This window comes from Paraburkholderia lebeckiae (assembly GCF_014201005.1).
Lineage (GTDB): Bacteria > Pseudomonadota > Gammaproteobacteria > Burkholderiales > Burkholderiaceae > Paraburkholderia > Paraburkholderia tuberum.
The window spans coordinates 343,198-366,205 of the sequence record NZ_JACHDK010000005.1 but is presented as its reverse complement, the minus strand read 5'-3'; the positions used below and the strand labels follow the sequence as shown (position 1 = coordinate 366,205).

The 23,008-nt window shown below is 65.3% G+C and carries 22 protein-coding genes and 2 tRNA genes; 9 read left to right on the top strand and 15 right to left on the bottom strand.

Annotation, left to right across the window (positions count from 1 at the left end; all coding sequences use genetic code 11):
- Positions 1-299: 299 nt before the first annotated feature.
- The 7 genes from HDG39_RS12910 to fdxA all read right to left on the bottom strand — a co-directional run bounded on the left by HDG39_RS12910 (position 300) and on the right by fdxA (position 3,814).
- Entirely contained in the window at positions 300-623 is a 324-nt protein-coding gene (locus tag HDG39_RS12910; RefSeq protein WP_184006293.1) for an AzlD domain-containing protein, read from the bottom strand.
- The gene (locus HDG39_RS12905) at positions 620-1,381 is read right to left on the bottom strand and encodes an AzlC family ABC transporter permease (protein WP_184006292.1); all 762 of its coding nucleotides are present in this window, start codon (positions 1,379-1,381) and stop codon (positions 620-622) included. The genes HDG39_RS12910 and HDG39_RS12905 overlap by 4 nt, the downstream gene beginning before the upstream one ends.
- 177 nt (positions 1,382-1,558) lie before the next feature.
- On the bottom strand, positions 1,559-2,401 hold the full coding sequence (locus HDG39_RS12900) for a helix-turn-helix transcriptional regulator (protein ID WP_184006291.1): 843 nt from the start codon (positions 2,399-2,401) through the stop codon (positions 1,559-1,561).
- Between the two features lie 121 nt (positions 2,402-2,522).
- Positions 2,523-2,999 carry a CreA family protein gene (locus HDG39_RS12895; protein WP_184006290.1) on the bottom strand — a complete coding sequence of 159 codons (477 nt, stop codon included), beginning with the start codon at positions 2,997-2,999 and terminating at the stop codon, positions 2,523-2,525.
- 161 nt (positions 3,000-3,160) lie between these two features.
- A tRNA-Asn gene (locus HDG39_RS12890) sits at positions 3,161-3,236 on the bottom strand.
- Between the two features lie 60 nt (positions 3,237-3,296).
- Positions 3,297-3,372, bottom strand: a tRNA-Asn gene (locus tag HDG39_RS12885).
- A gap of 118 nt (positions 3,373-3,490) precedes the next feature.
- A complete protein-coding gene (gene fdxA / locus HDG39_RS12880) occupies positions 3,491-3,814 on the bottom strand; it encodes a ferredoxin FdxA (RefSeq protein ID WP_090801209.1) in 324 nt (107 codons plus the stop codon).
- A gap of 291 nt (positions 3,815-4,105) precedes the next feature.
- On the opposite strand from fdxA, the gene pncB reads away from it, so the two are divergent.
- From pncB to HDG39_RS12855, 5 genes are all read left to right on the top strand, one after another.
- Positions 4,106-5,302: a nicotinate phosphoribosyltransferase gene (gene pncB, locus HDG39_RS12875; RefSeq protein ID WP_184006289.1), complete on the top strand. Its 1,197-nt coding sequence runs from the start codon at positions 4,106-4,108 to the stop codon at positions 5,300-5,302.
- Between the two features lie 188 nt (positions 5,303-5,490).
- Positions 5,491-6,153 carry a LutC/YkgG family protein gene (locus tag HDG39_RS12870; protein ID WP_018421304.1) on the top strand — a complete coding sequence of 221 codons (663 nt, stop codon included), beginning with the start codon at positions 5,491-5,493 and terminating at the stop codon, positions 6,151-6,153.
- Positions 6,154-6,244: 91 nt separating this feature from the next.
- Positions 6,245-7,681: a sodium:proton antiporter gene (locus HDG39_RS12865; RefSeq protein ID WP_409259162.1), complete on the top strand. Its 1,437-nt coding sequence runs from the start codon at positions 6,245-6,247 to the stop codon at positions 7,679-7,681.
- A gap of 48 nt (positions 7,682-7,729) precedes the next feature.
- Complete coding sequence (locus HDG39_RS12860; RefSeq protein ID WP_184006287.1) at positions 7,730-8,719, top strand: 2-hydroxyacid dehydrogenase; 990 nt, start codon at positions 7,730-7,732, stop codon at positions 8,717-8,719.
- Positions 8,716-10,155, top strand: a complete 1,440-nt coding sequence (locus HDG39_RS12855) for a DNA recombination protein RmuC (RefSeq protein ID WP_184006286.1) — start codon at positions 8,716-8,718, stop codon at positions 10,153-10,155. Before HDG39_RS12860 ends, HDG39_RS12855 begins: the two co-directional genes overlap by 4 nt.
- A gap of 18 nt (positions 10,156-10,173) precedes the next feature.
- On the opposite strand, the gene HDG39_RS12850 is transcribed toward HDG39_RS12855, so the two are convergent.
- The 6 genes from HDG39_RS12850 to HDG39_RS12825 all read right to left on the bottom strand — a co-directional run bounded on the left by HDG39_RS12850 (position 10,174) and on the right by HDG39_RS12825 (position 17,570).
- A complete protein-coding gene (locus tag HDG39_RS12850) occupies positions 10,174-10,656 on the bottom strand; it encodes a GNAT family N-acetyltransferase (RefSeq protein WP_184006285.1) in 483 nt (160 codons plus the stop codon).
- The gene (locus HDG39_RS12845) at positions 10,656-10,931 is read right to left on the bottom strand and encodes a hypothetical protein (protein WP_008923126.1); all 276 of its coding nucleotides are present in this window, start codon (positions 10,929-10,931) and stop codon (positions 10,656-10,658) included. The genes HDG39_RS12850 and HDG39_RS12845 overlap by 1 nt, the downstream gene beginning before the upstream one ends.
- A gap of 100 nt (positions 10,932-11,031) precedes the next feature.
- Positions 11,032-12,348: a molybdopterin molybdotransferase MoeA gene (gene moeA / locus HDG39_RS12840; protein WP_184006284.1), complete on the bottom strand. Its 1,317-nt coding sequence runs from the start codon at positions 12,346-12,348 to the stop codon at positions 11,032-11,034.
- A 61-nt stretch (positions 12,349-12,409) separates the two neighbouring features.
- A complete protein-coding gene (gene mobA, locus HDG39_RS12835; RefSeq protein WP_184006283.1) occupies positions 12,410-13,036 on the bottom strand; it encodes a molybdenum cofactor guanylyltransferase MobA in 627 nt (208 codons plus the stop codon).
- Between the two features lie 11 nt (positions 13,037-13,047).
- Positions 13,048-14,157, bottom strand: coding sequence for a GTP 3',8-cyclase MoaA (gene moaA / locus HDG39_RS12830; protein ID WP_184006282.1), 1,110 nt, complete (start codon positions 14,155-14,157; stop codon positions 13,048-13,050).
- A gap of 185 nt (positions 14,158-14,342) precedes the next feature.
- Positions 14,343-17,570, bottom strand: a complete 3,228-nt coding sequence (locus HDG39_RS12825; RefSeq protein WP_184006281.1) for an Rne/Rng family ribonuclease — start codon at positions 17,568-17,570, stop codon at positions 14,343-14,345.
- Between the two features lie 726 nt (positions 17,571-18,296).
- Here HDG39_RS12825 and HDG39_RS12820 point away from each other — a divergent pair.
- From HDG39_RS12820 to HDG39_RS12805, 4 genes are read left to right on the top strand one after another with little or no spacing between them, the layout of a single operon-like run.
- Positions 18,297-19,346, top strand: coding sequence for an RluA family pseudouridine synthase (locus HDG39_RS12820; protein ID WP_184006280.1), 1,050 nt, complete (start codon positions 18,297-18,299; stop codon positions 19,344-19,346).
- On the top strand, positions 19,339-19,998 hold the full coding sequence (locus tag HDG39_RS12815) for an HAD-IA family hydrolase (RefSeq protein WP_184006279.1): 660 nt from the start codon (positions 19,339-19,341) through the stop codon (positions 19,996-19,998). The genes HDG39_RS12820 and HDG39_RS12815 overlap by 8 nt, the downstream gene beginning before the upstream one ends.
- Positions 19,995-20,411 carry a Rieske (2Fe-2S) protein gene (locus HDG39_RS12810; protein ID WP_184006278.1) on the top strand — a complete coding sequence of 139 codons (417 nt, stop codon included), beginning with the start codon at positions 19,995-19,997 and terminating at the stop codon, positions 20,409-20,411. Before HDG39_RS12815 ends, HDG39_RS12810 begins: the two co-directional genes overlap by 4 nt.
- Before the next feature lie 28 nt (positions 20,412-20,439).
- Positions 20,440-21,441 (top strand): S49 family peptidase, encoded by a 1,002-nt coding sequence (locus HDG39_RS12805; protein ID WP_184006277.1) that lies wholly within the window; start codon positions 20,440-20,442, stop codon positions 21,439-21,441.
- 111 nt (positions 21,442-21,552) lie between these two features.
- Here HDG39_RS12805 and HDG39_RS12800 read toward each other — a convergent pair whose 3' ends face one another.
- Both HDG39_RS12800 and HDG39_RS12795 read right to left on the bottom strand, forming a co-directional pair.
- A complete protein-coding gene (locus HDG39_RS12800; RefSeq protein WP_018421291.1) occupies positions 21,553-22,272 on the bottom strand; it encodes an SAM-dependent methyltransferase in 720 nt (239 codons plus the stop codon).
- A complete protein-coding gene (locus HDG39_RS12795) occupies positions 22,269-22,886 on the bottom strand; it encodes a Maf-like protein (RefSeq protein ID WP_184006276.1) in 618 nt (205 codons plus the stop codon). The genes HDG39_RS12800 and HDG39_RS12795 overlap by 4 nt, the downstream gene beginning before the upstream one ends.
- Positions 22,887-23,008: the final 122 nt, after the last annotated feature.

The window sequence follows — 23,008 nt, the reverse complement described above, 5'->3', positions numbered from 1 at the left end:
CGTCGCAAGATCGCCCGGCCGCTCGCGGACCGAGGCGACGCGACGCCGGTTGCCGACGCGCTTGATTCCAGCCTGTTGCCGCATAACCAGCGGGACGACTCCCGATGAGCGGACCTCGACTGCATATCGGCGGGGTGGCGGGAAACTTGAGGGCGGCCCGGCGACGCGCGGGCGCTTTGGAGGGAAGCTTCGGGCCCTGGCCCGCCTGGGAGTCGTTTGCAGGGCAGCGGCGCGGCCCGCGACGCGGCGAGGTGTCCACGGACCGCTGATGAGTGGATCAGCGTAGAGACAGGGCGCGCTTACCTCAGCACCACGTACTGCCAGATGAAGAACACGCCTAGACCGACTGCGATCGTCAGCAGCGGCCGGCGCGTCAGCGCGCTAACGACGATCGCGGCGAGCGCGCCGACCAGCTGCGGATTGCGCCAGGTTAGCTCGGCGTTGTTGCCGTGCGGCGACACGGCCATCGGGACGATGATCGCGGTCAGCACGGTGACGGGCACGAAGCTAAGCGCGGTGCGCACAAGCGGCGGGAACACGAGCCGGTCGCCGAGCACGAACACGGCCGCGCGGATCAACCACGTAATCGCGGCCATGCCGACGATCAGAACGACGTAGTTCATCGCGTGGCCTCCACGGGATGGCGCGCGCCACGCAGGTTCAGACGCGACATCGACAGCAGCACGCCGACCGCGACTCCCGCGAATACCGCGCCGAGCAGGCCGAGCTTGTACGGCCACGCCTGCCAGAAAAACGCCAGCGTGCCGGCGGTGACGGCCGCGGCGATATAGCGCAGCGCGACCAGTTGCGGCACGACGATCGCAATGAACGTCGCAACCATCGCAAAGTCGAGACCGAGCGACTGCAGGCCGGGGAAGGCCGCGCCGAACAGCAGGCCGGCGACGGTCCACAGCTGCCAGTTCAGATACATCGCGACGCCGGCGCCGAAGAAGTAGTACGGGCCGACCGTGCCCGGCTCGCGATGCCGGTAGTGCTCCCACGCGACCGCGAAGACTTCGTCGGTGAGCAGCGCGCCGAGCGCCCAACGCCAGCGCTTCGGCAGATGCGCGACGTGCGGCGCGAGCGTCGCGCTATACAGCACGTGACGCAAATTGACGACGAGCGTGGTCGCCCAGATCACGGCGAAGCTCGCATGCCCGGCGATCAGCCCGAGCGCGATGAACTGCGCGGAGCCCGCGAAAACGACGAGCGACATCAACTGGCCGTGCCACAGATGCAGCGGGCTGGAGGTCACGAGCGTGCCGAAAATGACGCCGAACGGCGCGGCGCCGACCATCATCGGGATGATGTCGCGCGCGCCGGCGGCGAATTCTTTGAGATGGCCGCCCCGGGTGGGCTGGCCTTGGGTGGAATCGGTCAATCTAAGCCTCCTTGATTTCGGAAGCATAGCGGCTGACCGGCGTTCGGACTTGTACGTTCTTGCGGCGGATTGCTGATGGGGCGCTACGGTGTAGCGGGGGATGGCTGATGACGAGCTGACGGATTGCGGCGGCACGCTCACGGCGCGCGGTGCAGGCGCCGGCGGTGCCGCATCGCGTTATGAACCGCGCTGCGTTCCTTGCCATTGGCCCGGCGGCACGCCGAACATGCGCCGGAAATGCCGCGTGAAATGGCTCTGATCCGTGAAGCCGCTCGCGGCGGCGACGTCGGTCACCGGGACGCCGGCGCGCAACGGCGCGAGCGCGCGCTGCAGGCGCACCTGATTGCGCCACGCGTGGGGCGGCAGGCCGGTCGATTGGGTGAATAGCCGCGCCGCGTGGAACGGCGACAGACCCGCTGCCTTCGCGACCTCGGCGAGCGTCACCGGTTCGACGAGGTCGCCGGTCAGACGCTCCTGCATCAGTGCGACGCGGGTGTCGTCGGTGGCGACGCGCGCGGCGGCGGGGCGCGTCCGCGCATAGCGGACCAGCAACGCGGACAGCGCGTCGAGCATTGCGGCTTCGGCGGCGAGCGCGTCGTCGCCGGCTTCGAGCAGACGGTGGGCGTGCGCGAGCCGCGTCGCGAGATCGGAATCGCGGATCACGCCGGGCGCGAACCACGGTAAGGCCTGCGGCTTGCCGGCGACTTCGTCGGCCAGCGCGCAGAGGAACTCGACCGGCGCATACATCACGCGATAACGCCAGCCCGCCTCGACCGCCTTCGACCCCGTATGCAACTCGCCCGGATTGATGACCGGCACGCTGCCCGCTTCGGCGACATGGTGCTCGCCGCTATACCGATAGCATTCCGCACCCGCGACGATCACCGGGATCGTGTAGGCGTCGTGCCAATGCGGCGCGAACTCGTGATCGTGATATTCGGCGGTGAGCAGATCCGCGCCGGGCAGTAGCGGCGTGCGCCAGTAGCGGGCGGAATCGCGGAAACGAGGGGCGGCGGTCATGACGAAAGTCTAGCTGGGCCGGTCAGTTTAACGCCTCGTTGTCGGGGACGGCGGCGGGTGTGCAGCGCCGCGCCGCGTGCCGCTGGTGCCGTCAATTGCCGGTACTTGTCCTGACTTGCCCTTACTTGACCGGAATCGTCGTGCCAGTGGGCATCGGCACGGCGCTCACGCTGTTTTTCGCGCTGCCGCTGACGACGCGGTCGCTGTAGGTCAGATAGACCAGGGCGTTGCGCTTCGTGTCGACCACGCGCACCACGTGCAGCGACTTGAAGATCAGCGACATGCTGACCGAGAACACGTCGTCCTTCTGCTTGACGGGGCCGGTGAAATGCAACTCCCCGATCTGACGGCACGCGATCGAAGCCTCGGTCGGATCTTCGGCAATGCCGAGCGTGCCTTTGACGCCGCCCGTCCGCGCCCGCGACACGTAGCAGGTGACGCCTTGCACGATGGGATCGTCATAGGCTTCCACGACCACGCGGTCGGAGCCGGTAACGTGAAAATTCGTATTGACGCTGGCGATTTCTTCGCCGCGCGCCGAAGAAAGCAGCAGGGCGCCGATGGCCGCGAGCGCGATGCGTAGCGAGGTGGATTTCATGAGCGTGCCGGTTGAGTGTCTGGAGTGGGCCGGCGCCAGAGCGGGATGAAACTTGCGCGCCGTGAAGCCGCCATCGTATAACGGCGCGCTGCGCGCGTGAGGTTGTCGATCGGGGCGCAAAAAAACAAAAAGGCCCGCACGGATGCGGGCCTTTCAAATTTTGGCTCCTCGACCTGGGCTCGAACCAGGGACCTACGGATTAACAGTCCGGCGCTCTACCGACTGAGCTATCGAGGAACAGCGTACAACTTGATCTACATAAAAAAACCCGTCTGATTAACGGGCTTTTGCAATTCTTGGCTCCTCGACCTGGGCTCGAACCAGGGACCTACGGATTAACAGTCCGGCGCTCTACCGACTGAGCTATCGAGGAACAGAACAACTACAGCAGAGAAGCGAAATTGTAGAGGCAGCTGAAACGTCTGTCAATACCTCGGCGTTCATCCTGATACTGAATCTGAACGGCCAAGGCAGGTGACAGGCGGCCGCGCTCAGCGCGCGAGCAGCGCGAGCTTTTCCTTCACATCCTTGAATTCCTCGGCTTCCGGCAGCGGTGCCTTGGTCTTCGTGATGCTCGGCCACGCTTTCGCCAGGTCGGCGTTCAGCGCGATGAAGTCCTGCTGGTCGCCCGGCACGTCTTCTTCGGCATAGATGGCGTTCACCGGGCACTCGGCCACGCACACGGCGCAGTCGATGCATTCATCGGGATCGATCGCGAGGAAGTTGGGACCTTCGCGAAAGCAGTCCACCGGGCACACATCGACGCAGTCGGTATAGCGGCACTTGATGCAGCTTTCGGTCACAACGTGAGTCATTCAGGCAGCTCCTGCATGCGGAATCGGGGAGGGCGCGGACGCCAAAAGAGTTATTGTAACGTAACGTCAACAGACGCATAAAGCATCGGGCCGTGAGTCTTATATGTTTTTGTGATTAGTTTATGGGGTGCCGCGAGCGGGGGCGGAATGGCGGCGAAGGCCCGGTGGCACGCTGGATGCGGACGCATTCGGGTAACATGCATCGGGTTGGCGCGCCGCTCGGCTCAGCGCGTCCGTGGCAAGGGTGCAATGAGCCCTTTTCGTTTTTTCAGCGGTCCAGTTCGTACCATCATGATTATTACTTCGCTGCTCGATACCGATCTGTACAAGTTCACGATGATGCAGGTGGTGTTGCATCACTTCCCCGCCGCCAACGTGGAGTACCGCTTCCGCTGCCGCACGCCGAATGTCGATCTGGTGCCGTACATCGACGAGATTCGCGACGAAGTGCGCAAGCTCTGCGAACTGCATTTCACCGACGACGAACTCGACTACCTGCGCCGCATGCGCTTTATCAAGGGCGACTTCATCGAGTTCCTCGCGTTGTTCCATCTGAACGAGAAGTACATTTCGATCACGCCGTCGCCGAAGGGCAATGGCGAAATCGACATCGACATCAAGGGGCCGTGGCTGCATACGATCCTCTTCGAAATTCCGGTGCTCGCAATCGTCAACGAAGTCTATTTCCGCAACACCCAGCAAACGCCCGACTATCACGTAGGCCGTGGCCGTCTGCTCGACAAGATTCAACTGCTCGGCGCTCGTCCGGAGTTCGCCGACTGCAAGATCGCCGATTACGGCACGCGCCGCCGCTTCTCGAAGCCGTGGCACGAGGAGGTGATCCTCACGCTGAAGGACGGTCTCGGCGAGCAGTTCGCCGGCACGAGCAACGTCTTCTACGCGATGAAGCACAGCCTGACACCGCTCGGCACGATGGCGCACGAGTACCTGCAGGCTTGCCAGGCGCTCGGTCCGCGGCTGCGCGACTCGCAGATCTTCGGCTTCGAGATGTGGGCGAAGGAATATCGCGGCGACCTCGGGATCGCGCTCTCCGACGTGTACGGCATGCAGGCGTTCCTGCGCGACTTCGACATGTACTTTTGCAAGCTGTTCGACGGCGCTCGCCACGATTCCGGCGACCCATTCGACTGGGGCGAGCGCCTGCTCAAACACTATGAAGCGAATCGTTGCGACCCGCGCACCAAGATCCTCGTGTTCTCCGACGCGCTCGACATCCCGAAGGTGCTGCAGCTATACGAGCGCTTCCGCGGCCGCTGCAGGCTCGCGTTCGGCGTGGGCACCAATCTGACCAACGACCTCGGCTACAACCCGCTGCAGATCGTGATCAAAATGGTTCGTTGCAACGGTCAGCCGGTCGCGAAATTGTCGGACTCGCCGGGCAAGAACATGTGCGAGGACAAGGCGTATCTCGCGTATCTGCGCCAGGTGTTCGGCATCGCGCAGCCGGAAGAAGATGCGGCCAGGTAGCGCGCTTTGCGGACTGCTTTTCGGTTCATCGCCTCATCATGATCTGCTCGCGTTCGGGGGGGCACGGCGAACAGTGTCGCCGCGCGATCGACTGGCGGCAATATGCCGTTCGGCCAGGGTGTTCGCGCGGAGGGCGGCCGGTATAATCCTCGCCATATCGCACGGCCGTCGACACGAGGATTTCGCCCATGGACACATCGATTGCCCGCCGCAACATCCTGGCGCGCATCCGCGCCGCGCAAGGGCGCGAGCCCGAACCGAGCGCCGCCGAGCGCGAAGCCGCGGCGGACTATCTCGCGCGTCATCCGGCCGGCCCGCGTCCGGACATGCCCACCGATCTGCGCGCGCGCTTCATCGAGGAAGCGCAGAAAATGGCGAGTACTGTCGACACCGTTCAAACCTTCGCCGATGTACCCGCCGCCGCGCATCGCTATCTGACGCAACACGGTTTGCCGTTGCAGGCCATCGCGTGGCAAACGCTGCGCGATCTGCCGTGGGCCGCAGCCGGCCTCGCCGTCGAATTTCGCAAACCGCAAGACAATGACGTGGTCGGTCTCACCGGCTGTTTCTGCGCGACCGCGGAGACCGGCACGCTCGTGTTGCTGTCCGGTCCCGAGACGTATGCGTCGGCCGGGCTGCTGCCGGAGACGCACATTGCGATCGTGCCGGGCTCGCGCATCGTCGCGGGTCATGAAGAGGCGTTCGACCTGATCCGCAAGGAACGCGGCGAGCTGCCGCGCGCGGTCAATTTCGTGTCGGGGCCATCGCGCACCGGCGACATCGAGCAGACCATCGTGCTGGGCGCGCACGGCCCCTACCGGGTGCATGCGATCGTCGTGCAGGATGCTTGAACGCGTCGCGCGGCGGCGTGCCAGCGCATACGCGACACACGCGGTATCTGTCGTGCGTGCGGTTGCAAGCCGTCGCGCGGCCTGTATCGGCATGAATTCGCAGGCCGGCCGCGCGGGCCGGTGGCTCGCCGTTGCGTCGGTGCTTGCACTGTGCTCGCCGTTCGCGCAGGCTGAGACGCTCGACGGCGCGCGCTTGTCGGCGTTGTGGGGCTTGCCCTTCGCGGGCGTGCTGCTGTCGATCGCGATCGTTCCGCTGATCGCGCCAGCCCTCTGGCACCACCACTTCGGCAAGATCGCCGCGGCGTGGGCGCTCGCGTTCATCGTGCCGTTTGCCGTGAGCTTTGGCGCGAGCGCGGCGCTCGGCGCGCTCGCGCACGCCATGCTCGACGAGTACATCCCGTTCATCATCCTGCTGACCGCGCTCTATACCGTCGCGGGCGGCATCTGCGTGCGCGGCAATCTGCATGGCACACCGCGTCTGAACACCGCGATTCTCGCGCTCGGCACCTTGCTCGCGAGCGTGATGGGTACGACCGGCGCGGCGATGCTGCTGATCCGCCCGCTGCTGCGCGCAAACGACAATCGCCGCCACGTGACCCACGTGGTCGTGTTCTTCATCTTCCTCGTCGCGAACGTCGGTGGCGCGCTGTCGCCGCTCGGCGACCCGCCGCTGTTCCTCGGTTTTCTCGAAGGCGTGAGCTTCTTCTGGACCACTACGCATCTCGCGCCCCCGATGCTGTTCGTGAGCGGCACGCTACTTGCCGTTTTCTATGCACTCGACTCGTACTACTTTCACCAGCGCGAGGAAGTGCGTTCGGCTTTCCTCGATCCGACGCCCGACGGCGCGCCGCTCGGCATCGACGGCAAGATCAATTTCGTGCTGCTCGCCGCGGTGATTGCGTTCGTGTTGATGAGCGGACTGTGGCGCCCGCAAATCACATTCGACGTGCTCGGCACGCACGTCGCGTTGCAAAACATCGTGCGCGACGCCGCGCTGATCGTCGTCACGCTGCTATCGCTCGCGTGGACACCGCGCGCGGCCCGCGCGGGCAACGACTTCAACTGGGCGCCGATCGAGGAAGTCGCCAAACTGTTCGCCGGCATCTTCGTGACGATCGTGCCGGTCATCATGATCCTGCGCGCGGGAGAAGCCGGCGCGTTCGCGGGCATCGTCCATCTGGTCAATGATCCCTCAGGCGAGCCGCGCGACATCATGTACTTCTGGACGACCGGCCTGCTATCTTCGTTTCTCGACAACGCGCCGACCTACCTCGTGTTCTTCAACCTGGCCGGCGGCGATGCGCAGACCTTGATGACCACCGGCGCGACCACGCTCGCGGCGATTTCGGCCGGCGCCGTGTTCATGGGCGCGAACACCTACATCGGCAACGCGCCGAACTTCATGGTGAAGGCGATCGCGCAATCGCGCGGCGTGCGCATGCCGAGCTTTTTTGGGTATCTGGGCTGGTCCGGCGCGGTGCTGCTGCCGTTGTTGGCGGTGACCGGCTGGCTCTTTTTTGGACGCTGACTCTGCAACGCCGAGACAATCCCTCGACGTGCGATACGGAGACTTGCAATGCAGAAAATTCTCGTTGCCCGTTCGATCTTTCCCGACGTGATCGACCGGCTCAAGCAGTACTTCGACGTCGACTGGAATGAGGGCGACGTATTGCCCGCCGACGATCTGAAGCGCCGTCTCGCGGACAAGGACGGCGCGCTGACGGCCGGCGAGATGATCGACGCGGGCGTGCTCGCCGCGGCGCCGCGTCTGCGCGTCGTGTCGAACATGGCGGTCGGCTACAACAACTTCGACATGGCCGCGTTCAACGCGGCGAACGTACTCGGCACCAACACGCCGGACGTGCTGAACGAATCGACTGCCGATTTCGGCTGGGCGCTGATGATGGCCGCCGCGCGCCGCATCGCCGAATCGGAGCACTGGCTGCGCGCCGGACATTGGCAGAAGTGGAGCTACGACGGCTTCCTCGGCAGCGACCTATACGGTTCGACGCTCGGCGTGATCGGCATGGGCCGGATCGGCCAGGCGCTCGCGCGGCGCGCGCAGGGCTTCAACATGCGGGTCATCTATCACAATCGCTCGCGCGTCGCGCCGCAAATCGAGGCCGAACTGAACGCGGAGTACGTGTCGAAAGAGGATCTGCTGCGGCGCGCCGACCACGTCGTGCTGGTGTTGCCTTACAACAAAAGCAACCACCACACGATCGGCGCGGCCGAACTGGCGCTGATGAAGCCGAGCGCAACGCTCACGAACATCGCGCGCGGCGGCATCGTCGACGATGCGGCGTTGGCCGACGCGCTGCGTGACAGGTGCATCGGGGCGGCCGGTCTGGACGTGTTCGAAGGCGAGCCGCAGCTGCACCCGGCGCTGCTGAACGTGCCGAACGTCGTGCTGACGCCGCACATCGCGAGCGCGACCGAAACCACCCGCCGCGCGATGGCGAATCTCGCCGCGGACAACCTGATCGCCGGCCTCGGCGCAGGACCGCGCGCCGGTCAGCCGCCGAATCCGATCAACCCCGACGTGCTCGGCAAGGCGCGTTCATGACGATGATTCTGGTGGCGGCCGTCGCGGTGCTGGCGGTTGCCCTTGTGATCGCACTCGCCTTGCTGCTACGCGGTCACGACCGCACGGAGCAGCGCGAACAGTTCGAGATGCTGAACGAACGCGTCGATGCCGTCGTCGACGTGCAGGCGCATACCGCCGAGCGGCTCGAGCGGCAACTGCGCAACGACATCGCCGAGACCGCACGCGTGTCGCGCACCGAGCAAAGCAGCGGCTTCGCGCATTTTCAGCAGACGCTTGCCGCGCAGTTCAGCAGCATGACGACGGTGCAGGGCGGCAAGATCGACGGCTTCGCGCAACAGCTCGACGCCGTGCGTCACAGCCTGCAGGCGCAGGCGCAGCAGGCGCGCGACGAGCAGGGCCGCTCGCTGAAGCAGTTTGGCGACACGCTGAGCCTGCAACTCGGGCAACTAACCGACGCGAACGACCGGCGCTTCGCCGAAGTGCGCACGACGATCGAGCAGCGTCTGAAGGACATCGAGGCGAACAACGCGACGCGGCTCGAGGAAATGCGCCGCACCGTGGACGAAAAACTGCACGCAACGCTTGAGCAACGTCTCGGCGAATCGTTCAAGCTCGTCTCCGACCGGCTCGAACAGGTGCATCGCGGCCTCGGTGAAATGCAGACGCTGGCGGCCGGCGTCGGCGATCTGAAGCGCGTGCTGACCAACGTGAAGACGCGCGGCACGTGGGGCGAAGTGCAGCTCGAAGCCTTGCTCGAACAACTGCTGACCGTCGATCAATACGCGAAGAACGTCGCGACTGTGCCGAAGAGCGCCGATCGCGTGGAGTTCGCGGTTCGTCTGCCGGGGCCCGGCGGCGCGAATACGCCGGTATGGCTGCCGATCGACGCCAAATTCCCGCGCGAGGACTACGAGCGGCTGATCGAAGCGCAGGAGCGCGCCGATCCGGTCGCGGTCGAGGAAGCATCGCGCGCGCTCGAAGTGCGAATTCGCGCGGAGGCGCGAACGATCGCGGAGAAGTACGTGGCGCCGCCGCATACGACCGACTTCGCGCTGCTGTTCCTGCCGACCGAAGGCCTGTACGCGGAAGTGCTGCGCCGACCGGGACTCACGGATCTGCTGCAGCGGGACTATCGCGTGACGATTGCGGGGCCGACCACGCTGACCGCGTTGCTCAATAGTCTGCAGATGGGTTTCCGCACGCTCGCGATCGAAAAGCGTTCGAGCGAGGTGTGGCAGGTGCTCGGCGCGGTGAAGACGGAGTTCGGCAAATTCGGCGACGTGCTCGCGAAGACCAAGGCGCAGCTCGAAACCGTCACGCGTTCGATCGAGGCCGCGGAAACGCGCACGCGCATGATGAACCGCAAGCTGCGCGACGTCGAGGCGTTACCGGGCGACGAGGCGAGCGGGTTGCTCGGCGATGCGCTGTCGAATGTGGAGCCTGATGAGCAATGAGGGGCGAGGCGCTGGAGTTCATGCCCTCTCAGCCAGCCGCGCCAGCGCATCGCCCGTCACGCGCACGACGCGCCAGTCCGGCAACACCGTCGCCCCCATCTTCTGATAGAAGCTGATCGCCGGCTGATTCCAGTCGAGCACGGTCCACTCGAAGCGCGCGCATTGCCGCTCAACCGCCAGCGCCGCGACGTGTCGCAGAAGCGCCGTGCCGAGCCCGCTGCTCCGCTGTGCGGGCTGCACGTAGACGTCTTCGAGATAGAGCCCGCGGCGGCCCGCGAAGCTCGAAAAATTGTGGAAGAACAGTGCATAGCCCACGATGCTCCCCGCGTCTTCGGCAACCAGCGCTTCGATCGACGGCCGCGCGCCGAACAGCGCGTCGCGCAGGCTATCTTCCGTCGCGACGAAGATGTGCGAGAGGTTCTCGAACTGCGCGAGTTCGTAGGTGAGCGCGAAGATCGCGCCGGTATCCGCGGGCTTGGCGGCGCGGATCGTCGCCGGCATTACGCTTCTTCCGGCGCGTCGGCCAGATGGATTTCGATACCACCGAAGCGCGACGCGACCCAGTTGTATGCGTGGCACGCGATCCACAACAGCACGAAGCCGAGGATCGCGTTCAGCAGCAGCGCGCTGAACACGGTGCTCAGCTCGACCGAGCCATAGCGCACGAACGCGACCACCACGCCGAGCAGCACGATCGGCACCGAGAAGGTCAGATACACGAGGATCAGCGCTTTGGCCGTCTGTCCCGGTGCGATGAACGAGATCTGTTTTTTCATGTAAGTCAAACCCGTGTGTCGTAGTAGTGATCGTGGGTGGAGTGTCGATGAAGTGCTGCTGAGGTGCCGATGTCGTGCGATCGATGCGCCGCCTGGAACGTCAGATGAGACCGTCGAACAGCATGATCGACACGCGATCGCCGACGTCGATGTCGCCCTCGTCGTGGCCGAGCACGATGAAGCAGTTCGCTTCGCTCATCGAGCTCAGCACGCCTGAGCTTTGCGATCCGGTCGGGCTCACGTGCCAGTGTCCGTGCGCGTCCTGTTCGGCGATGCCGCGCTGGAATTCGGTGCGGCCCGCGCGCTTGCCCACTGCCACGCGGCTCGTCGCGTGAATCACCGGCAGCGGCCGCGGCGTCGCGCCGGCCATCAGAAGCAGCGCTTCGCGCACGATCTGATAGAACGTCACCATCACGGCGACCGGGTTGCCGGGCAGGCCGAAGAATAGCGCAGGTTTGCCGAGCCCGGGCTTTTCGCCGGACCACAGGCGGCCGAACGCGAGCGGCCGGCCGGGACGCATCGCGAGACTCCAGAAGGCGACGTCGCCAAAAGTCTGTAGCAGTCGCTTCGTGAAGTCCGCTTCGCCCACCGACACGCCGCCCGAAGTCAGCACCACGTCGGCGTTGGCCGCGGCACTGCGCAGCGCGGCTTCGAGCGCGGCCGGTTCGTCGCGCACGACGCCGAGATCGAGCGCGTCGATGTTCAGGTGCCGCAGCATCGCATACAGCGTGTAGCGGTTGCTGTCGTAGACCGAGCCCGCGTCGAGCGGTTCGCCGAGCGAGCGCAGTTCGTCGCCGGTCGAAAAGAACGCGACGCGCAGACGCCGCCGCACGCTGAGTTCGCCAATGCCGAGCGACGCGAGCAGGCCGAGGTCCGACGCACGCACGATGCGGCCGGCATGCAGCGCCACGTGGCCTCGCGCGAGGTCTTCGCCGGCACGGCGGCGGTTCGCACCCGCCGCCACCGCGCTGGCGGCGAAGCGGATCGACGTGGAATCCGCACCGTCGCGCTTCACCTGTTCCTGCGGCACGACGGTGTCGCAACCGGCGGGCATGCAGGCGCCCGTCATCACGCGCACGCACTGGTTCGCCGCGACGCGGCCCGTGAACGGATGACCGGCGAGCGCCTTGCCGGCGAGCGTCAGCTCGACGCTGTCCGCGCCGCCTCGCATACCGGCCGCGAGCGCTGCGTGATTGAACGCGTAGCCGTCCATCGCGGAGTTGTCGTGCGCGGGCACGTCGATCGGCGACACGATGTCGGTGGCTAGCACGCGGTCGAGTGCGTCGCGCAACGCCAAGCGCTCGACCGCCGCGACCGGCGTCGCCCACTGCCGGACGATCGCCTGAGCGGCCGGGACGGGTAGCGCATGAGGATCGTACTGCGCGACGCAGCGGGAAAAGTCGTTGAGCGTGGTCATGAATGGCTGGGCTTCGCGACCGGTGACGGGCGCGGCTGTTGCCGTGCGGCCGGAGCGGATGTCAGCCGGGGCCCCGATTGCGTTCGAGGTCGGCGAGTTCTTGTAACGAGTTGGCATTGTAGAACGCGCGCTCGTCGGCAAAGACGACTTCGACCGTCTTGTGGCGCGCGTACCACGCGCGGACCTTGCGCTCGCCGGAGGCCAGAAACGCGGCCAGGTCGTCCGCGACGGCGGTGCGCATCAGTGCGAATACCGGGTGCAGGGAGGTTTCTCCACCGGTGTCGACGGTGGTGACCGTGGCGATGTCGGCGTGGTTCGCGTCGAGCGCATCCGCGAGGCGCGCGGCGAGGTCGGCCGGTAGCCACGGCGAATCGCAGGGCGCGCTCAGCAGGTACGCCGTGCCGGCGGCGCGCAGTCCGGCGAGCATGCCGGCGAGCGGGCCGGGAAAGTCGGTGAGGGTGTCGGCGACGAGCGTTGCGCGATATGGGGCGCCGAGCGCCTCATAGGTGTCGGGATGGCGGTTCGCGCTGATCATTAGCGGGCCGGTCTGCGGCGCGAGGCGCCGCAGCACGTGAGCGGCGAGCGGTTCGCCGTGCAGCGGCTGCAACCCCTTGTCGATGCCGCCCATGCGCGTGCCGCGCCCGCCCGCGAGCACGAGGCCAGTGATCTGTTCGCGGGGGATGGACATGCGTCGGCCGCTCAGCCGCCGATGTAGGACATTTCGACGCGACGCTTGGCCGGCTCGCCCTGATCGGCCGGCTGGCTGCCGCGCAGCTGCGAGTAGCGGTCGCCGCGGCCCTGCCAGATTTCGGCGATGGCGGTGGCGATCCCGGCATCGCTCGCACCGCCGCGCAACAGCGCGCGCAGGTCATGTCCGGTCGATGCGAACAGGCACAGGTATAACTTGCCCTCGGTCGACAAACGCGCGCGCGTGCAATTGCCGCAGAACGCGCGGGTGACGCTCGAAATGACGCCGATCTCGCCGCCGCCGTCGACATAACCCCAGCGTTGCGCAGTTTCGGCGGCGCTGTGCGCTTCGAGCGGCATCAGCGGGAAATGCTCGGCGATGCGCGTAACGACGTCGGCGGAAGGCAGCACTTCGGTCATGTTCCAGCCGTTCGAGGTGCCGACGTCCATGTATTCGATGAAGCGCAGCACCGCGCCCGTGCCTTTGAAGTGACGCGCCATAGGGACAATTTCGCCGTCGTTGGTACCGCGTTTGACGACCATGTTTATTTTGACCGGCGCGAGCCCGACCGCGTGCGCGGCGGCGATGCCATCGAGCACGTCGGCGACCGCGAAGTCGGCGTCGTTCATGCGGCGGAACAGCGCGTCGTCGAGCGCGTCGAGGCTGACGGTCACGCGCGTGAGGCCGGCATCCTTCAGGCTGCGCGCCTTGCGCGCGAGCAGCGAGCCGTTGGTGGTCAGCGTGAGATCGAGCGGACGGCCCGCAGGCGTGGTCAACCGGGCGAGCCGGTCGACCAGGAATTCGAGGTTCTTGCGCAGTAGCGGCTCGCCGCCAGTCAGGCGAATTTTCTCGACGCCATGCGCGACGAACAACTGCGCGAGCCGCTCGATCTCCTCGAAACTCAACAACGCGCTGTGCGGCAGGAAAGCATAGTCCTTGTCGAACACTGCGCGCGGCATGCAATACACGCAGCGGAAGTTGCAGCGGTCCGTCACCGAGATGCGCAGATCGTGCAGCGGACGCGCGAGCGCATCGTGCAGCACGCCGCTAGGTGTCTGCATTGGGCCGGTGATGACCGGCGCTGCGCTGAGATCGGCAACAGGAATAATGCGTCGTGACATGAAATGCTTCGTCAGGTGCTTTAACGGACTGGGATGATTGATTCTATCGGAAATGTCGGTGGCGGCAGGTGCGCGACGGACGTTGTCGGGGTATACGGGGAGCGGCGCGGCTCGCGGCGACAAATGACCGCCTAAAGAAAAAGCCCGCCGGAAAGGGCGGGCTTTTTCACGAACAACGACGCGGCTTACTGCGGATGCTTGATCGTTTCGACCTGTTGCATCGGCGTGTGGTCGTCTGGCGGCAGCGCCTTGCGCTCACGGATCACGCGCGGCGGCTTGACCGTCTGCGCCGCCGCTTCCTGCGCGGCACGCAGCTTGTCGGCGTCGGTGTTCACCCAGATCAGGCCAGCCTGCTCGAGGATCGGCTGCAAGGCGTCGGCCGATGCGGCAGCGGGGGCTGCGCTGCGGACGGGGGCCGGCTGCGGGGCCGCGGCGACGGGCGCCGGTTCGACCACGGCCGGTTCTGTTGCGACGACCGGTTGCGGCTCGACGATTTCGGCCTGCGGTGCCGGCACGGCTGCCGGCGCCTCGACGATCGTGGCCGGAGCCGCGGTGTCGAGCGCAGCCGGGACGGCTCGCGGTTCGGTCGGGACGGTCGGCTGCACTTCCAGGGCCGGCTCGACTGCCGGGGATTCGGCATGCGCGGCGGGTTCGACCGAAGCGGCCGGCGTAACCGGTTCGCTCGCGGCCGACGCGGCTTGCTCTGCCTGCGCTGGCGCTTCGATAGCCGGCTCCGCCGCCACGGGTTCGATCGACGCCGCCGGGGCCTCTTCAACTGGCACGACCTTTTCGGTCTTCGCGGCATTTTCGGCGGCGAGAGCCGGCGTTTCGGCTGCCGCATGCAGTTCGGCCACGACGGCGCTTTCCGTTGCGACAGCGGCGACCACCACTTCGACCGGGGTCACTTCCTTCGCTTCGCTGGCTGCAGGCGTGTGCTCGACCGGCTGCTGGGTGCGCACCGGCGCTTCGTCGCTGGCGGCAACGTTGTCGCCTTCTGCTTCGGCGACATCCGCCGCGAGATTGCCATTCACGTCCTCTTCACGCTCGCGACGACCACCACGACGGCCGCGGCGGCGGCGACGACGCTCTTCGCCGTCACGTGCGACTGTTTCCTGATCGACCGGCACGCCGTTTTCACCCGCTGCGGCGCGGTTGCGCGCCAGTTCGTCGGCAGCTTGCGTGTCGGTTTGCGTCAGCGCCGAGGCGGCTTCCGCCAGCGGCTTGCGACGCTCGCCACGCTCGACGCGTTCAGCGCGCTCGCCACGCTCGACGCGTTCAGCGCGCTCGCCACGCTCGCGACGCTCACCGCGTGCCGTGCCTTCAACGGCTTCCGCGCGCTCGGCGCCGCGGGTGTCGCGTTCGCGAGCCTCGCGCGGTTCACGGCCTTCACGGGCCTCACGCGGTTCGCGTTGCTCACGCGGCGCGCGCGGTTCGCGGCCCTCGCGTGCCTCGCGGCCTTCGCGTTCCTCGCGACGCGGCGACGGCTGCTGACCTTGCGCCTGACGGCCGCCGGTCACGCCTTCGCCACGCGCTGCCGCGTCGCGACCGCCTGCGCCGCCACGGCGATTGCGGTTGCGATCGCCGCCGCGCTCGCCCGTGCGCTCACCGCGCTCGGTGCGCTCGCCGCGTTGCGGACGAGCCTGCTTGTCGGTGGTGGCCGGCGCGGCGGGCGCCGGAGCAGCCGGCTGCATGCCGAACAGATTCTTCAGCCAGCCGATGAAGCCGCCACTGGCCGGCGTCACCGCGACCGGAGCGGGGATAGCCGCCGGGCGGGCCGGCGCGCTCGGAGCCGGCTTCTCGGGCGTGATGCCCTTGACCGCCGCTTCCTGCTTCGGCTTCACTTCCTCAGCGCGCTTGCTGTAGCCGGTTTCCGATTCGAGTTCGCGGGCCGCTTCTTCGGCCATCTTCCACGATGCGCGCGGCTCGTCGAGGCGCGTGTCGTCGTGACGCAGACGCTCGAGCTTGTAGTGCGGCGTGTCGAGATGCTTGTTCGGGATCAGCACGACGTTGACCTTGAAACGCGACTCGATCTTGTTGATTTCGGCGCGCTTCTCGTTCAACAGGAAGGCGGTCACTTCGACCGGCACCTGGCAGTGGATCGCCGCGGTGTTTTCCTTCATCGCTTCTTCCTGAATGATCCGCAGCACTTGCAGCGCGGACGATTCGGTATCGCGGATGTGGCCCGTGCCGTTACAACGCGGACACGTCACATGGCTGCCTTCCGACAGCGCCGGACGCAGACGCTGACGCGACAGCTCCATCAGGCCGAAGCGCGAGATCTTGCCCATCTGGACGCGGGCGCGGTCGTGCTTCAGCGCGTCTTTCAGGCGCTGTTCGACTTCGCGCTGGCTCTTGGCCGATTCCATGTCGATGAAGTCGATCACGATCAGGCCGCCCAGGTCGCGCAGACGCAGCTGGCGAGCGACTTCGTCGGCGGCTTCGAGGTTCGTGCGCGCGGCCGTTTCCTCGATGTCCGCGCCTTTGGTGGCGCGCGCCGAGTTCACGTCGATCGCGACGAGCGCTTCGGTGTGATCGATGACGATCGCGCCGCCCGACGGCAGCGGCACGGTGCGTGAGTACGCGGTTTCGATCTGGTGCTCGATCTGGAAGCGCGAGAAGAGCGGCACGTCGTCGTGATAGCGCTTTACCTTGCCGACGTTGTCCGGCATCACGATGTCCATGAAGGCGCGCGCCTGGTCATGGATTTCGGTCGTGTCGATCAGGATTTCGCCGATATCGGGCTGGAAGTAGTCTCGAATCGCGCGGATCACGAGGCTCGATTCGAGATAGATCAGCATCGGCTGGCCGGCCGTGCCGCTTTGCGACGCGGCTTCGATTGCGCGCCACAGCTGCATCAGGTAGTTCAGGTCCCACTGCAGCTCTTCGGCGCTGCGGCCGATGCCGGCCGTGCGCGCGATGATGCTCATGCCTTCCGGCAGTTGCAGCTGCGCCATGGTTTCGCGCAGTTCCTGACGGTCGTCGCCTTCGATCCGGCGCGACACGCCGCCGCCGCGCGGATTGTTCGGCATCAGCACCAGATAGCGGCCGGCGAGCGAGATGAAGGTTGTCAGGGCTGCGCCCTTGTTGCCGCGTTCTTCCTTTTCGACCTGGACGATCAGTTCCTGACCTTCCTTCAGTGCGTCCTGTATGCGTGCGGAACGCATGTCGACGCCATCGCGGAAGTACTGGCGGGCGACTTCCTTGAACGGCAGAAAGCCGTGACGGTCTTCGCCGTAGTTGACGAAGCAGGCCTCGAGCGACGGCTCGATGCGCGTGATGATGCCCTTGTAAATATTGCCTTTGCGCTGTTCGCGGCCGGCGGTTTCGATATCGATGTCGATGAGTTTTTGCCCATCGACGATGGCGACGCGCAGCTCTTCCTGCTGCGTCGCGTTGAACAACATTCGTTTCATTGAACGGCTCCAGAGCGGCCTCGCCGGCCCAGCTGCTCGGTTGTCAGTCGCGAGAGCGGGGAGAGTAGGCGTGCCGCGCCTTATTGTGTTTTCACAAACACGCTGGAGCGGGAAAGATGGCGGGAGAATTGCCTGAGAGGGCCCAGCCCGATAAAAAACGGGCACGGTGCCGCAGGGCACATGCGAACACGGCTTCAAATCATGGCCTGACACGCCGCGTTTAGCCAGCAGACCTTCATAAGTCTTCGCCCTCTGAAGCCGGCGCGCCAAATGGGCGCGCGAGCGAAGGGCCGAAGTCCGCGGTCATGCCGCAACGGGAAGTTCGCGCAGGCGGCGCGTCTTTTCCTGCTGGGGGTGTCTCGCCTTCTTTTGACGTCGCCATGTCTTGTACTTTCTACAAGACGCCTTGGGCGCACGCCGTATTTTCGCGACTTGCAGCTTCGTCCAGCTGGGCGTCATACCACCCGGATCACGAAGCTGAAAGCTAAATTCTTTTTTACCAAAATTCCGTTACCGTCGAAGCCGACCTTGACCGAACGCGCCTGCGGGCGCCGTCCCTGCCGGGTGCTGACTTCGTGCGTGCAACTTGTTGCATCTCATTTTCAGGGCGAGCAACCAGACCCCGGCGCAAGTAAAATAACGGTTTATCGCTTGCGCTCGCGCAATCCACCCGCATGCCGGACACTGCGCCGGCCGTCGCGGACTGCTGGGCAAATTATATTCAGAATGAAAGAGTTAGGCAAAACATCCCAGAGATCGGTTGCAGGCGCGGTCGAAGACTCGGTTTCAAGCGACCAGGTTTCGCTGATCGAAATCGACGACCGGTCGGCTGGTCAGCGCATCGATAATTTCCTGCTGCGCGTCTGCAAGGGCGTGCCGAAAAGCCATATTTATCGCATCCTGCGCAGCGGTGAAGTGCGCGTGAACAAGGGCCGGATCGACGCGCAGTACCGGCTCGAACTGGGCGATCTGGTGCGTGTGCCGCCGATCCGCGTCGCGCAGCCGAATCAGGCCGCAGCCCGCTTGCCCGTGCCCGCACCGGGCTTTCACATCCTGTTCGAAGACGAGCATCTGCTCGTGATCGACAAGCCGGCCGGCGTTGCGGTCCACGGGGGCAGCGGTGTCGCGTTCGGCGTGATCGAGCAGATGCGCGAGGCGCAGCCGCAGGCGAAATTCCTGGAACTCGTGCATCGGCTGGATCGAGAGACCTCGGGCATCCTGATGCTCGCGAAGAAGCGCGCGGCGCTCGTCAATCTGCACGAGCAGATTCGCGATAACCGGATGGACAAGCGCTACTACGCTTGCGTGCACGGCGAATGGGCGAGCGACTGGGGGCGCCGCCGCGCGGTGAAGGAGCCACTTCACAAGTACCTGACCGCCGACGGCGAGCGCCGCGTGCGCGTGCAGGCCGATGGCCTCGCTTCGCACACTGTCTTCAATCTGGTCGAGCGCTGGCCGGAATATGCGCTGCTGGAGGCGGAACTGAAGACGGGGCGTACGCACCAGATTCGCGTGCATCTGCAGCATCTGGCACTACCGATCGTCGGCGACGCCAAATATGGTGATTTCGCGCTGAACAAGGCGCTTGCGCGCGCCAACGCGAAGCCCGGCATCAAACGGATGTTTCTGCACGCTTACCGGCTCAAGCTCACGCATCCTGCGACGGGCGCGCCGCTGCAGCTGGAGGCACCGCTGCCTGCCGACTGCCGCGGCTTTATAGAACAACTCAACGAACTACGCACTGGGTCCAACCCGGAGACGACCTTGCATGGCTAGAGAGCAATTCGATCTGATCGTGTTTGACTGGGATGGCACGCTGATGGATTCCACTGCGCATATCACGCGCAGCATCCAGGCAGCGTGCCGCGATCTCGGCATGCCGGTTCCCGCGGACGAAGCCGCGAGCTACGTCATCGGCCTCGGCCTGCGCGACGCGCTGCAGATTGCCGCGCCGACGCTCGATCCGGCCGACTATCCGCGGCTTTCTGAGCGTTACCGCTTCCATTTTCTTGTAAAAGACCAGACTACCGAGCTGTTCCCCGGCGTGCGCGAGATGCTCCAGGAGTTGCGCGACGTCGGCTATCTGCTCGCGGTCGCGACCGGCAAGAGCCGCGTCGGGCTCAATCGCGCGCTTGACCAGGCGCGCCTGACGAGCCTGTTCGACGGCACGCGCTGCGCTGACGAAACCTTCTCGAAACCGCATCCGGCAATGCTGCACGAGCTCACCCGAGAATTGGGGCAGGATACGGCGCGCACGGTCATGATCGGCGATACGACACACGATTTGCAGATGGCGCTCAACGCCGGCGTGGCGGGCATTGGCGTGACTTATGGCGCGCATCCGGCGAATTCGCTGAATGCGATGTCACCGAAGTTCGTTGCTTCGAGCGTCAGCGATCTGTCCGGTTGGCTGCGGGAGAACGCATGAGCGCCGACCGCGTGGATACTGCTAATGCCGCGGCTGCGCAGGCAATACGCATTTGCGCGGCCGACGAACTGGTCGACGGTGGCGACGGCATCCGGCGCGACGCGCGGCTCGCCGGGCAGGATGCCGTGGTGTTTTTCGTCCGCTATGATGGCCGAGCCTACGGCTATTTGAACCGTTGTGCTCATGTGCCGATGGAGCTCGACTGGCAGGAAGGGCAGTTCTTCGAATCGTCCGGCTTATACTTGATGTGCGCGACACATGGCGCGATTTACGCGCCGGATACTGGCAAATGCGTCGGTGGTCCGTGTCGCGGGGGCAGATTGCGTCCCGTGCAGGTCGAGGAACGCGATACGCTCGAGGGCCGTGCGGTATTCTGGCTGCCTGACGGCGATTTGCTGCCGGTCACGCGCTGATTTCCCCTTCCATTTTTTCACTGTCCGCATGTCCGACAACTTGACCCCCGAAAGGGACCCTGCCTCGGGAGGCGGCTCCCGTGCACTCGCCGACCAGCCCGGCTGGGAAAGGGCCGCGCTCGAGCGCATCGCGCTCGCCGCGATCAACGAGCAACGCGCCGCGCGACGGTGGCGGATTTTCTTCCGCTTCCTGTTCCTCGCATTGCTCGCACTGGCGGTATGGGGTGCGCTGAACGTCTCGGGTGAACGGGTCGCCACGACTGGCCGTCATACGGCAATGGTTTCGCTTGATGGCGAGATCGCGACGGATGCGAGTGCGAACGCCGAAGATATCAACACTGCACTCGATTCCGCGTTTGAAGATTCCGATACAGCCGGCGTGATTCTTTATTGCAACAGCCCCGGCGGCAGTCCAGTGCAAGCGGGCATTATCAACAGCGAAGTTCGGCGATTGCGCGGCAAATATCCGGCTGTTCCACTCTATGTCGTGGTCGGCGACATGTGCGCGTCCGGCGGCTACTACGCGGCCGCGGCGGCCGAGAAGATCTACGTCGACAAGGCGAGCATCGTCGGTTCGATCGGCGTGCTGATGGACAGCTTTGGTTTCACCGGCTTGATGGACAAGTTGGGGATTCAGCGCCGACTGCGCACATCGGGTGAGAACAAAGGCTTTTTTGATCCGTTTTCGCCTGAAACGCCGAAGATGGACGAACATGCGCAGACTATGCTCGATCAGATCCACGCGCAGTTCATCGACGCGGTGCGTCAGGGGCGCGGCAAGCGTCTGCATGAGACATCGGACATGTTCTCGGGTCTTTTCTGGACGGGGCAGAAGAGCGTCGAACTTGGACTCGCGGACGGTTTTGGCGATGCGGATTACGTCGCGCGTGAGATCTTCAAGGCGCCGGACATCATCGATTACACGGTGAAAGAGAGCATTACGGATCGCGTTGCCCGCAAATTCGGCGCGGCCATCGGCGCCGGCGCGGTTCGGACGATGGCGCTCGGCGCGAAAATGAATCTGCGTTGAACCCGCAGTTTGAAAAAGACGTCCGCGCGGTCGGTTTTGGCCGGTCGCGCGGACTTTGCGTTGTGAGTTGCGGGCCCTGGTCGCCCTCAATTGCCTGGCCGGTGTCTACGTTCAGGCCGCCAGAATCAGAAAAATCGCCGGCCGCTTATGCAGGTCGATCTCCGCCTTCTTTTTCCAGTCCGCGACGCTCCGGCTTGCGATCACTTCGCTCGGCAGCGTCAGATCGACCGCCACGCAGACCAGCGTCGACGGCGCGCAGGTCGCGAGCAAGGTATCGAGCAGCGCGCGATTCCGGTACGGCGTTTCGATGAAGATCTGCGTTTGTCTGCTCTTGCGCGACTGTTGCTCGAGATCGCGCAGACGTTTGGCGCGCTCGGTGATGTCGACGGGCAGATAGCCGTGAAACGCGAAGCTTTGGCCGTTCAGCCCCGATGCCATCAGCGCGAGCAGAATCGAACTCGGCCCGACCAGCGGCACGACCTTTACGCCGCGCTCGTGCGCGCGTCGCACGAGCAGCGCGCCCGGGTCCGCGACTGCCGGGCAGCCAGCCTCGGAGACGAGGCCCGCATCGGTGCCCGACAGCAGCGGCGCGAGCAGTTTGTCGATTTCGCCGGCCGGCGTATTGACGTTCAGTTCGCGAATCTCGATTTCTTGAATCGGCCGATCGGGGCCGACTTTCTTCAGGAACGCGCGCGTGCTTTTGGCGTTTTCACCAATGTAATAGTGCAGCAACGCGGCGCGGGCGCGTACGGGCGCGGGCAGCACCAGATCGAGCGCGCTTGCGTCGCCTTCGCCGAGCGTGTTGGGAATGAGATAGAGCGTACCGGTCATAGGGCCCCAAAAAGCGGGTAGTTGGCCGCGAGCAGCATGTGCGACAGCGCGATAAGCGGCAGGCCGACGAGCGCGGTCGGGTCGTCGGAATGGATGGCCTGCAGCAGCGCGATGCCAAGCCCTTCGGATTTGGCGCTGCCGGCCACGTCGTACGGTTTTTCAGCGTGCAGGTAGGCGTCGAGCGCCGCGTCCGGCAGATCGCGAAAGCGCACGCGGGTGATCACGTCGATCGTTTGCGCGCTGTCCGTCGCGCTGTCGAACAGACACAGCGCGCTGTGGAACAACACGTCGCGGCCGCGCATCGCCTGCAATTGCGCGAGCGCCCTGTCGTGCGTGCCGGGTTTGCCGATCTGCAGGCCGTCGTAGGTGGCGACCTGATCGGAGCCGATCACGAGCGCGTGTTCGTCGGCGGCGAAGCCTTGGGCGACCGCACGCGCTTTGGCTTCGGCGAGGCGCAGCGCAGTGGCTTCGGGCGTTTCGGCGGCGAGCGGGGTTTCGTCGATCGCGGGCACGACGACGTCGAACGGCACGCGCAGGCGTTCGAGCAACTCGCGGCGATACCGCGAACTCGACGCTAGAATCAGGCGTGGCGGGCGTTTGGAGGATTCAGGCATGGTTTGCGGGCAACGGGAGAGGCGGGTCGTACGGGATCGCGCGAGGCTCCTGTACGTACGGGCTTAAGTGTTTGACTCGAAAAGACAAAACGGATATGATTTTGGGCTTTTCACGGTATGCT

Excerpts from the sequence above, each read along its gene's own strand:
- HDG39_RS12910 (WP_184006293.1), bottom strand. The coding sequence starts at position 623 with ATGAACTACGTCGTTCTGATCGTCGGCATGGCCGCGATTACGTGGTTG.
- HDG39_RS12900 (WP_184006291.1), bottom strand. The coding sequence starts at position 2,401 with ATGACCGCCGCCCCTCGTTTCCGCGATTCCGCCCGCTACTGGCGCACG.
- HDG39_RS12895 (WP_184006290.1), bottom strand. The coding sequence starts at position 2,999 with ATGAAATCCACCTCGCTACGCATCGCGCTCGCGGCCATCGGCGCCCTG.
- fdxA (WP_090801209.1), bottom strand. The coding sequence starts at position 3,814 with ATGACTCACGTTGTGACCGAAAGCTGCATCAAGTGCCGCTATACCGAC.
- pncB (WP_184006289.1), top strand. The coding sequence starts at position 4,106 with ATGATTATTACTTCGCTGCTCGATACCGATCTGTACAAGTTCACGATG.
- HDG39_RS12870 (WP_018421304.1), top strand. The coding sequence starts at position 5,491 with ATGGACACATCGATTGCCCGCCGCAACATCCTGGCGCGCATCCGCGCC.
- HDG39_RS12865 (WP_409259162.1), top strand. The coding sequence starts at position 6,245 with ATGAATTCGCAGGCCGGCCGCGCGGGCCGGTGGCTCGCCGTTGCGTCG.
- HDG39_RS12860 (WP_184006287.1), top strand. The coding sequence starts at position 7,730 with ATGCAGAAAATTCTCGTTGCCCGTTCGATCTTTCCCGACGTGATCGAC.
- HDG39_RS12855 (WP_184006286.1), top strand. The coding sequence starts at position 8,716 with ATGACGATGATTCTGGTGGCGGCCGTCGCGGTGCTGGCGGTTGCCCTT.
- HDG39_RS12850 (WP_184006285.1), bottom strand. The coding sequence starts at position 10,656 with ATGCCGGCGACGATCCGCGCCGCCAAGCCCGCGGATACCGGCGCGATC.
- HDG39_RS12845 (WP_008923126.1), bottom strand. The coding sequence starts at position 10,931 with ATGAAAAAACAGATCTCGTTCATCGCACCGGGACAGACGGCCAAAGCG.
- moeA (WP_184006284.1), bottom strand. The coding sequence starts at position 12,348 with ATGACCACGCTCAACGACTTTTCCCGCTGCGTCGCGCAGTACGATCCT.
- mobA (WP_184006283.1), bottom strand. The coding sequence starts at position 13,036 with ATGTCCATCCCCCGCGAACAGATCACTGGCCTCGTGCTCGCGGGCGGG.
- moaA (WP_184006282.1), bottom strand. The coding sequence starts at position 14,157 with ATGTCACGACGCATTATTCCTGTTGCCGATCTCAGCGCAGCGCCGGTC.
- HDG39_RS12825 (WP_184006281.1), bottom strand. The coding sequence starts at position 17,570 with ATGAAACGAATGTTGTTCAACGCGACGCAGCAGGAAGAGCTGCGCGTC.
- HDG39_RS12820 (WP_184006280.1), top strand. The coding sequence starts at position 18,297 with ATGAAAGAGTTAGGCAAAACATCCCAGAGATCGGTTGCAGGCGCGGTC.
- HDG39_RS12815 (WP_184006279.1), top strand. The coding sequence starts at position 19,339 with ATGGCTAGAGAGCAATTCGATCTGATCGTGTTTGACTGGGATGGCACG.
- HDG39_RS12810 (WP_184006278.1), top strand. The coding sequence starts at position 19,995 with ATGAGCGCCGACCGCGTGGATACTGCTAATGCCGCGGCTGCGCAGGCA.
- HDG39_RS12805 (WP_184006277.1), top strand. The coding sequence starts at position 20,440 with ATGTCCGACAACTTGACCCCCGAAAGGGACCCTGCCTCGGGAGGCGGC.
- HDG39_RS12800 (WP_018421291.1), bottom strand. The coding sequence starts at position 22,272 with ATGACCGGTACGCTCTATCTCATTCCCAACACGCTCGGCGAAGGCGAC.
- HDG39_RS12795 (WP_184006276.1), bottom strand. The coding sequence starts at position 22,886 with ATGCCTGAATCCTCCAAACGCCCGCCACGCCTGATTCTAGCGTCGAGT.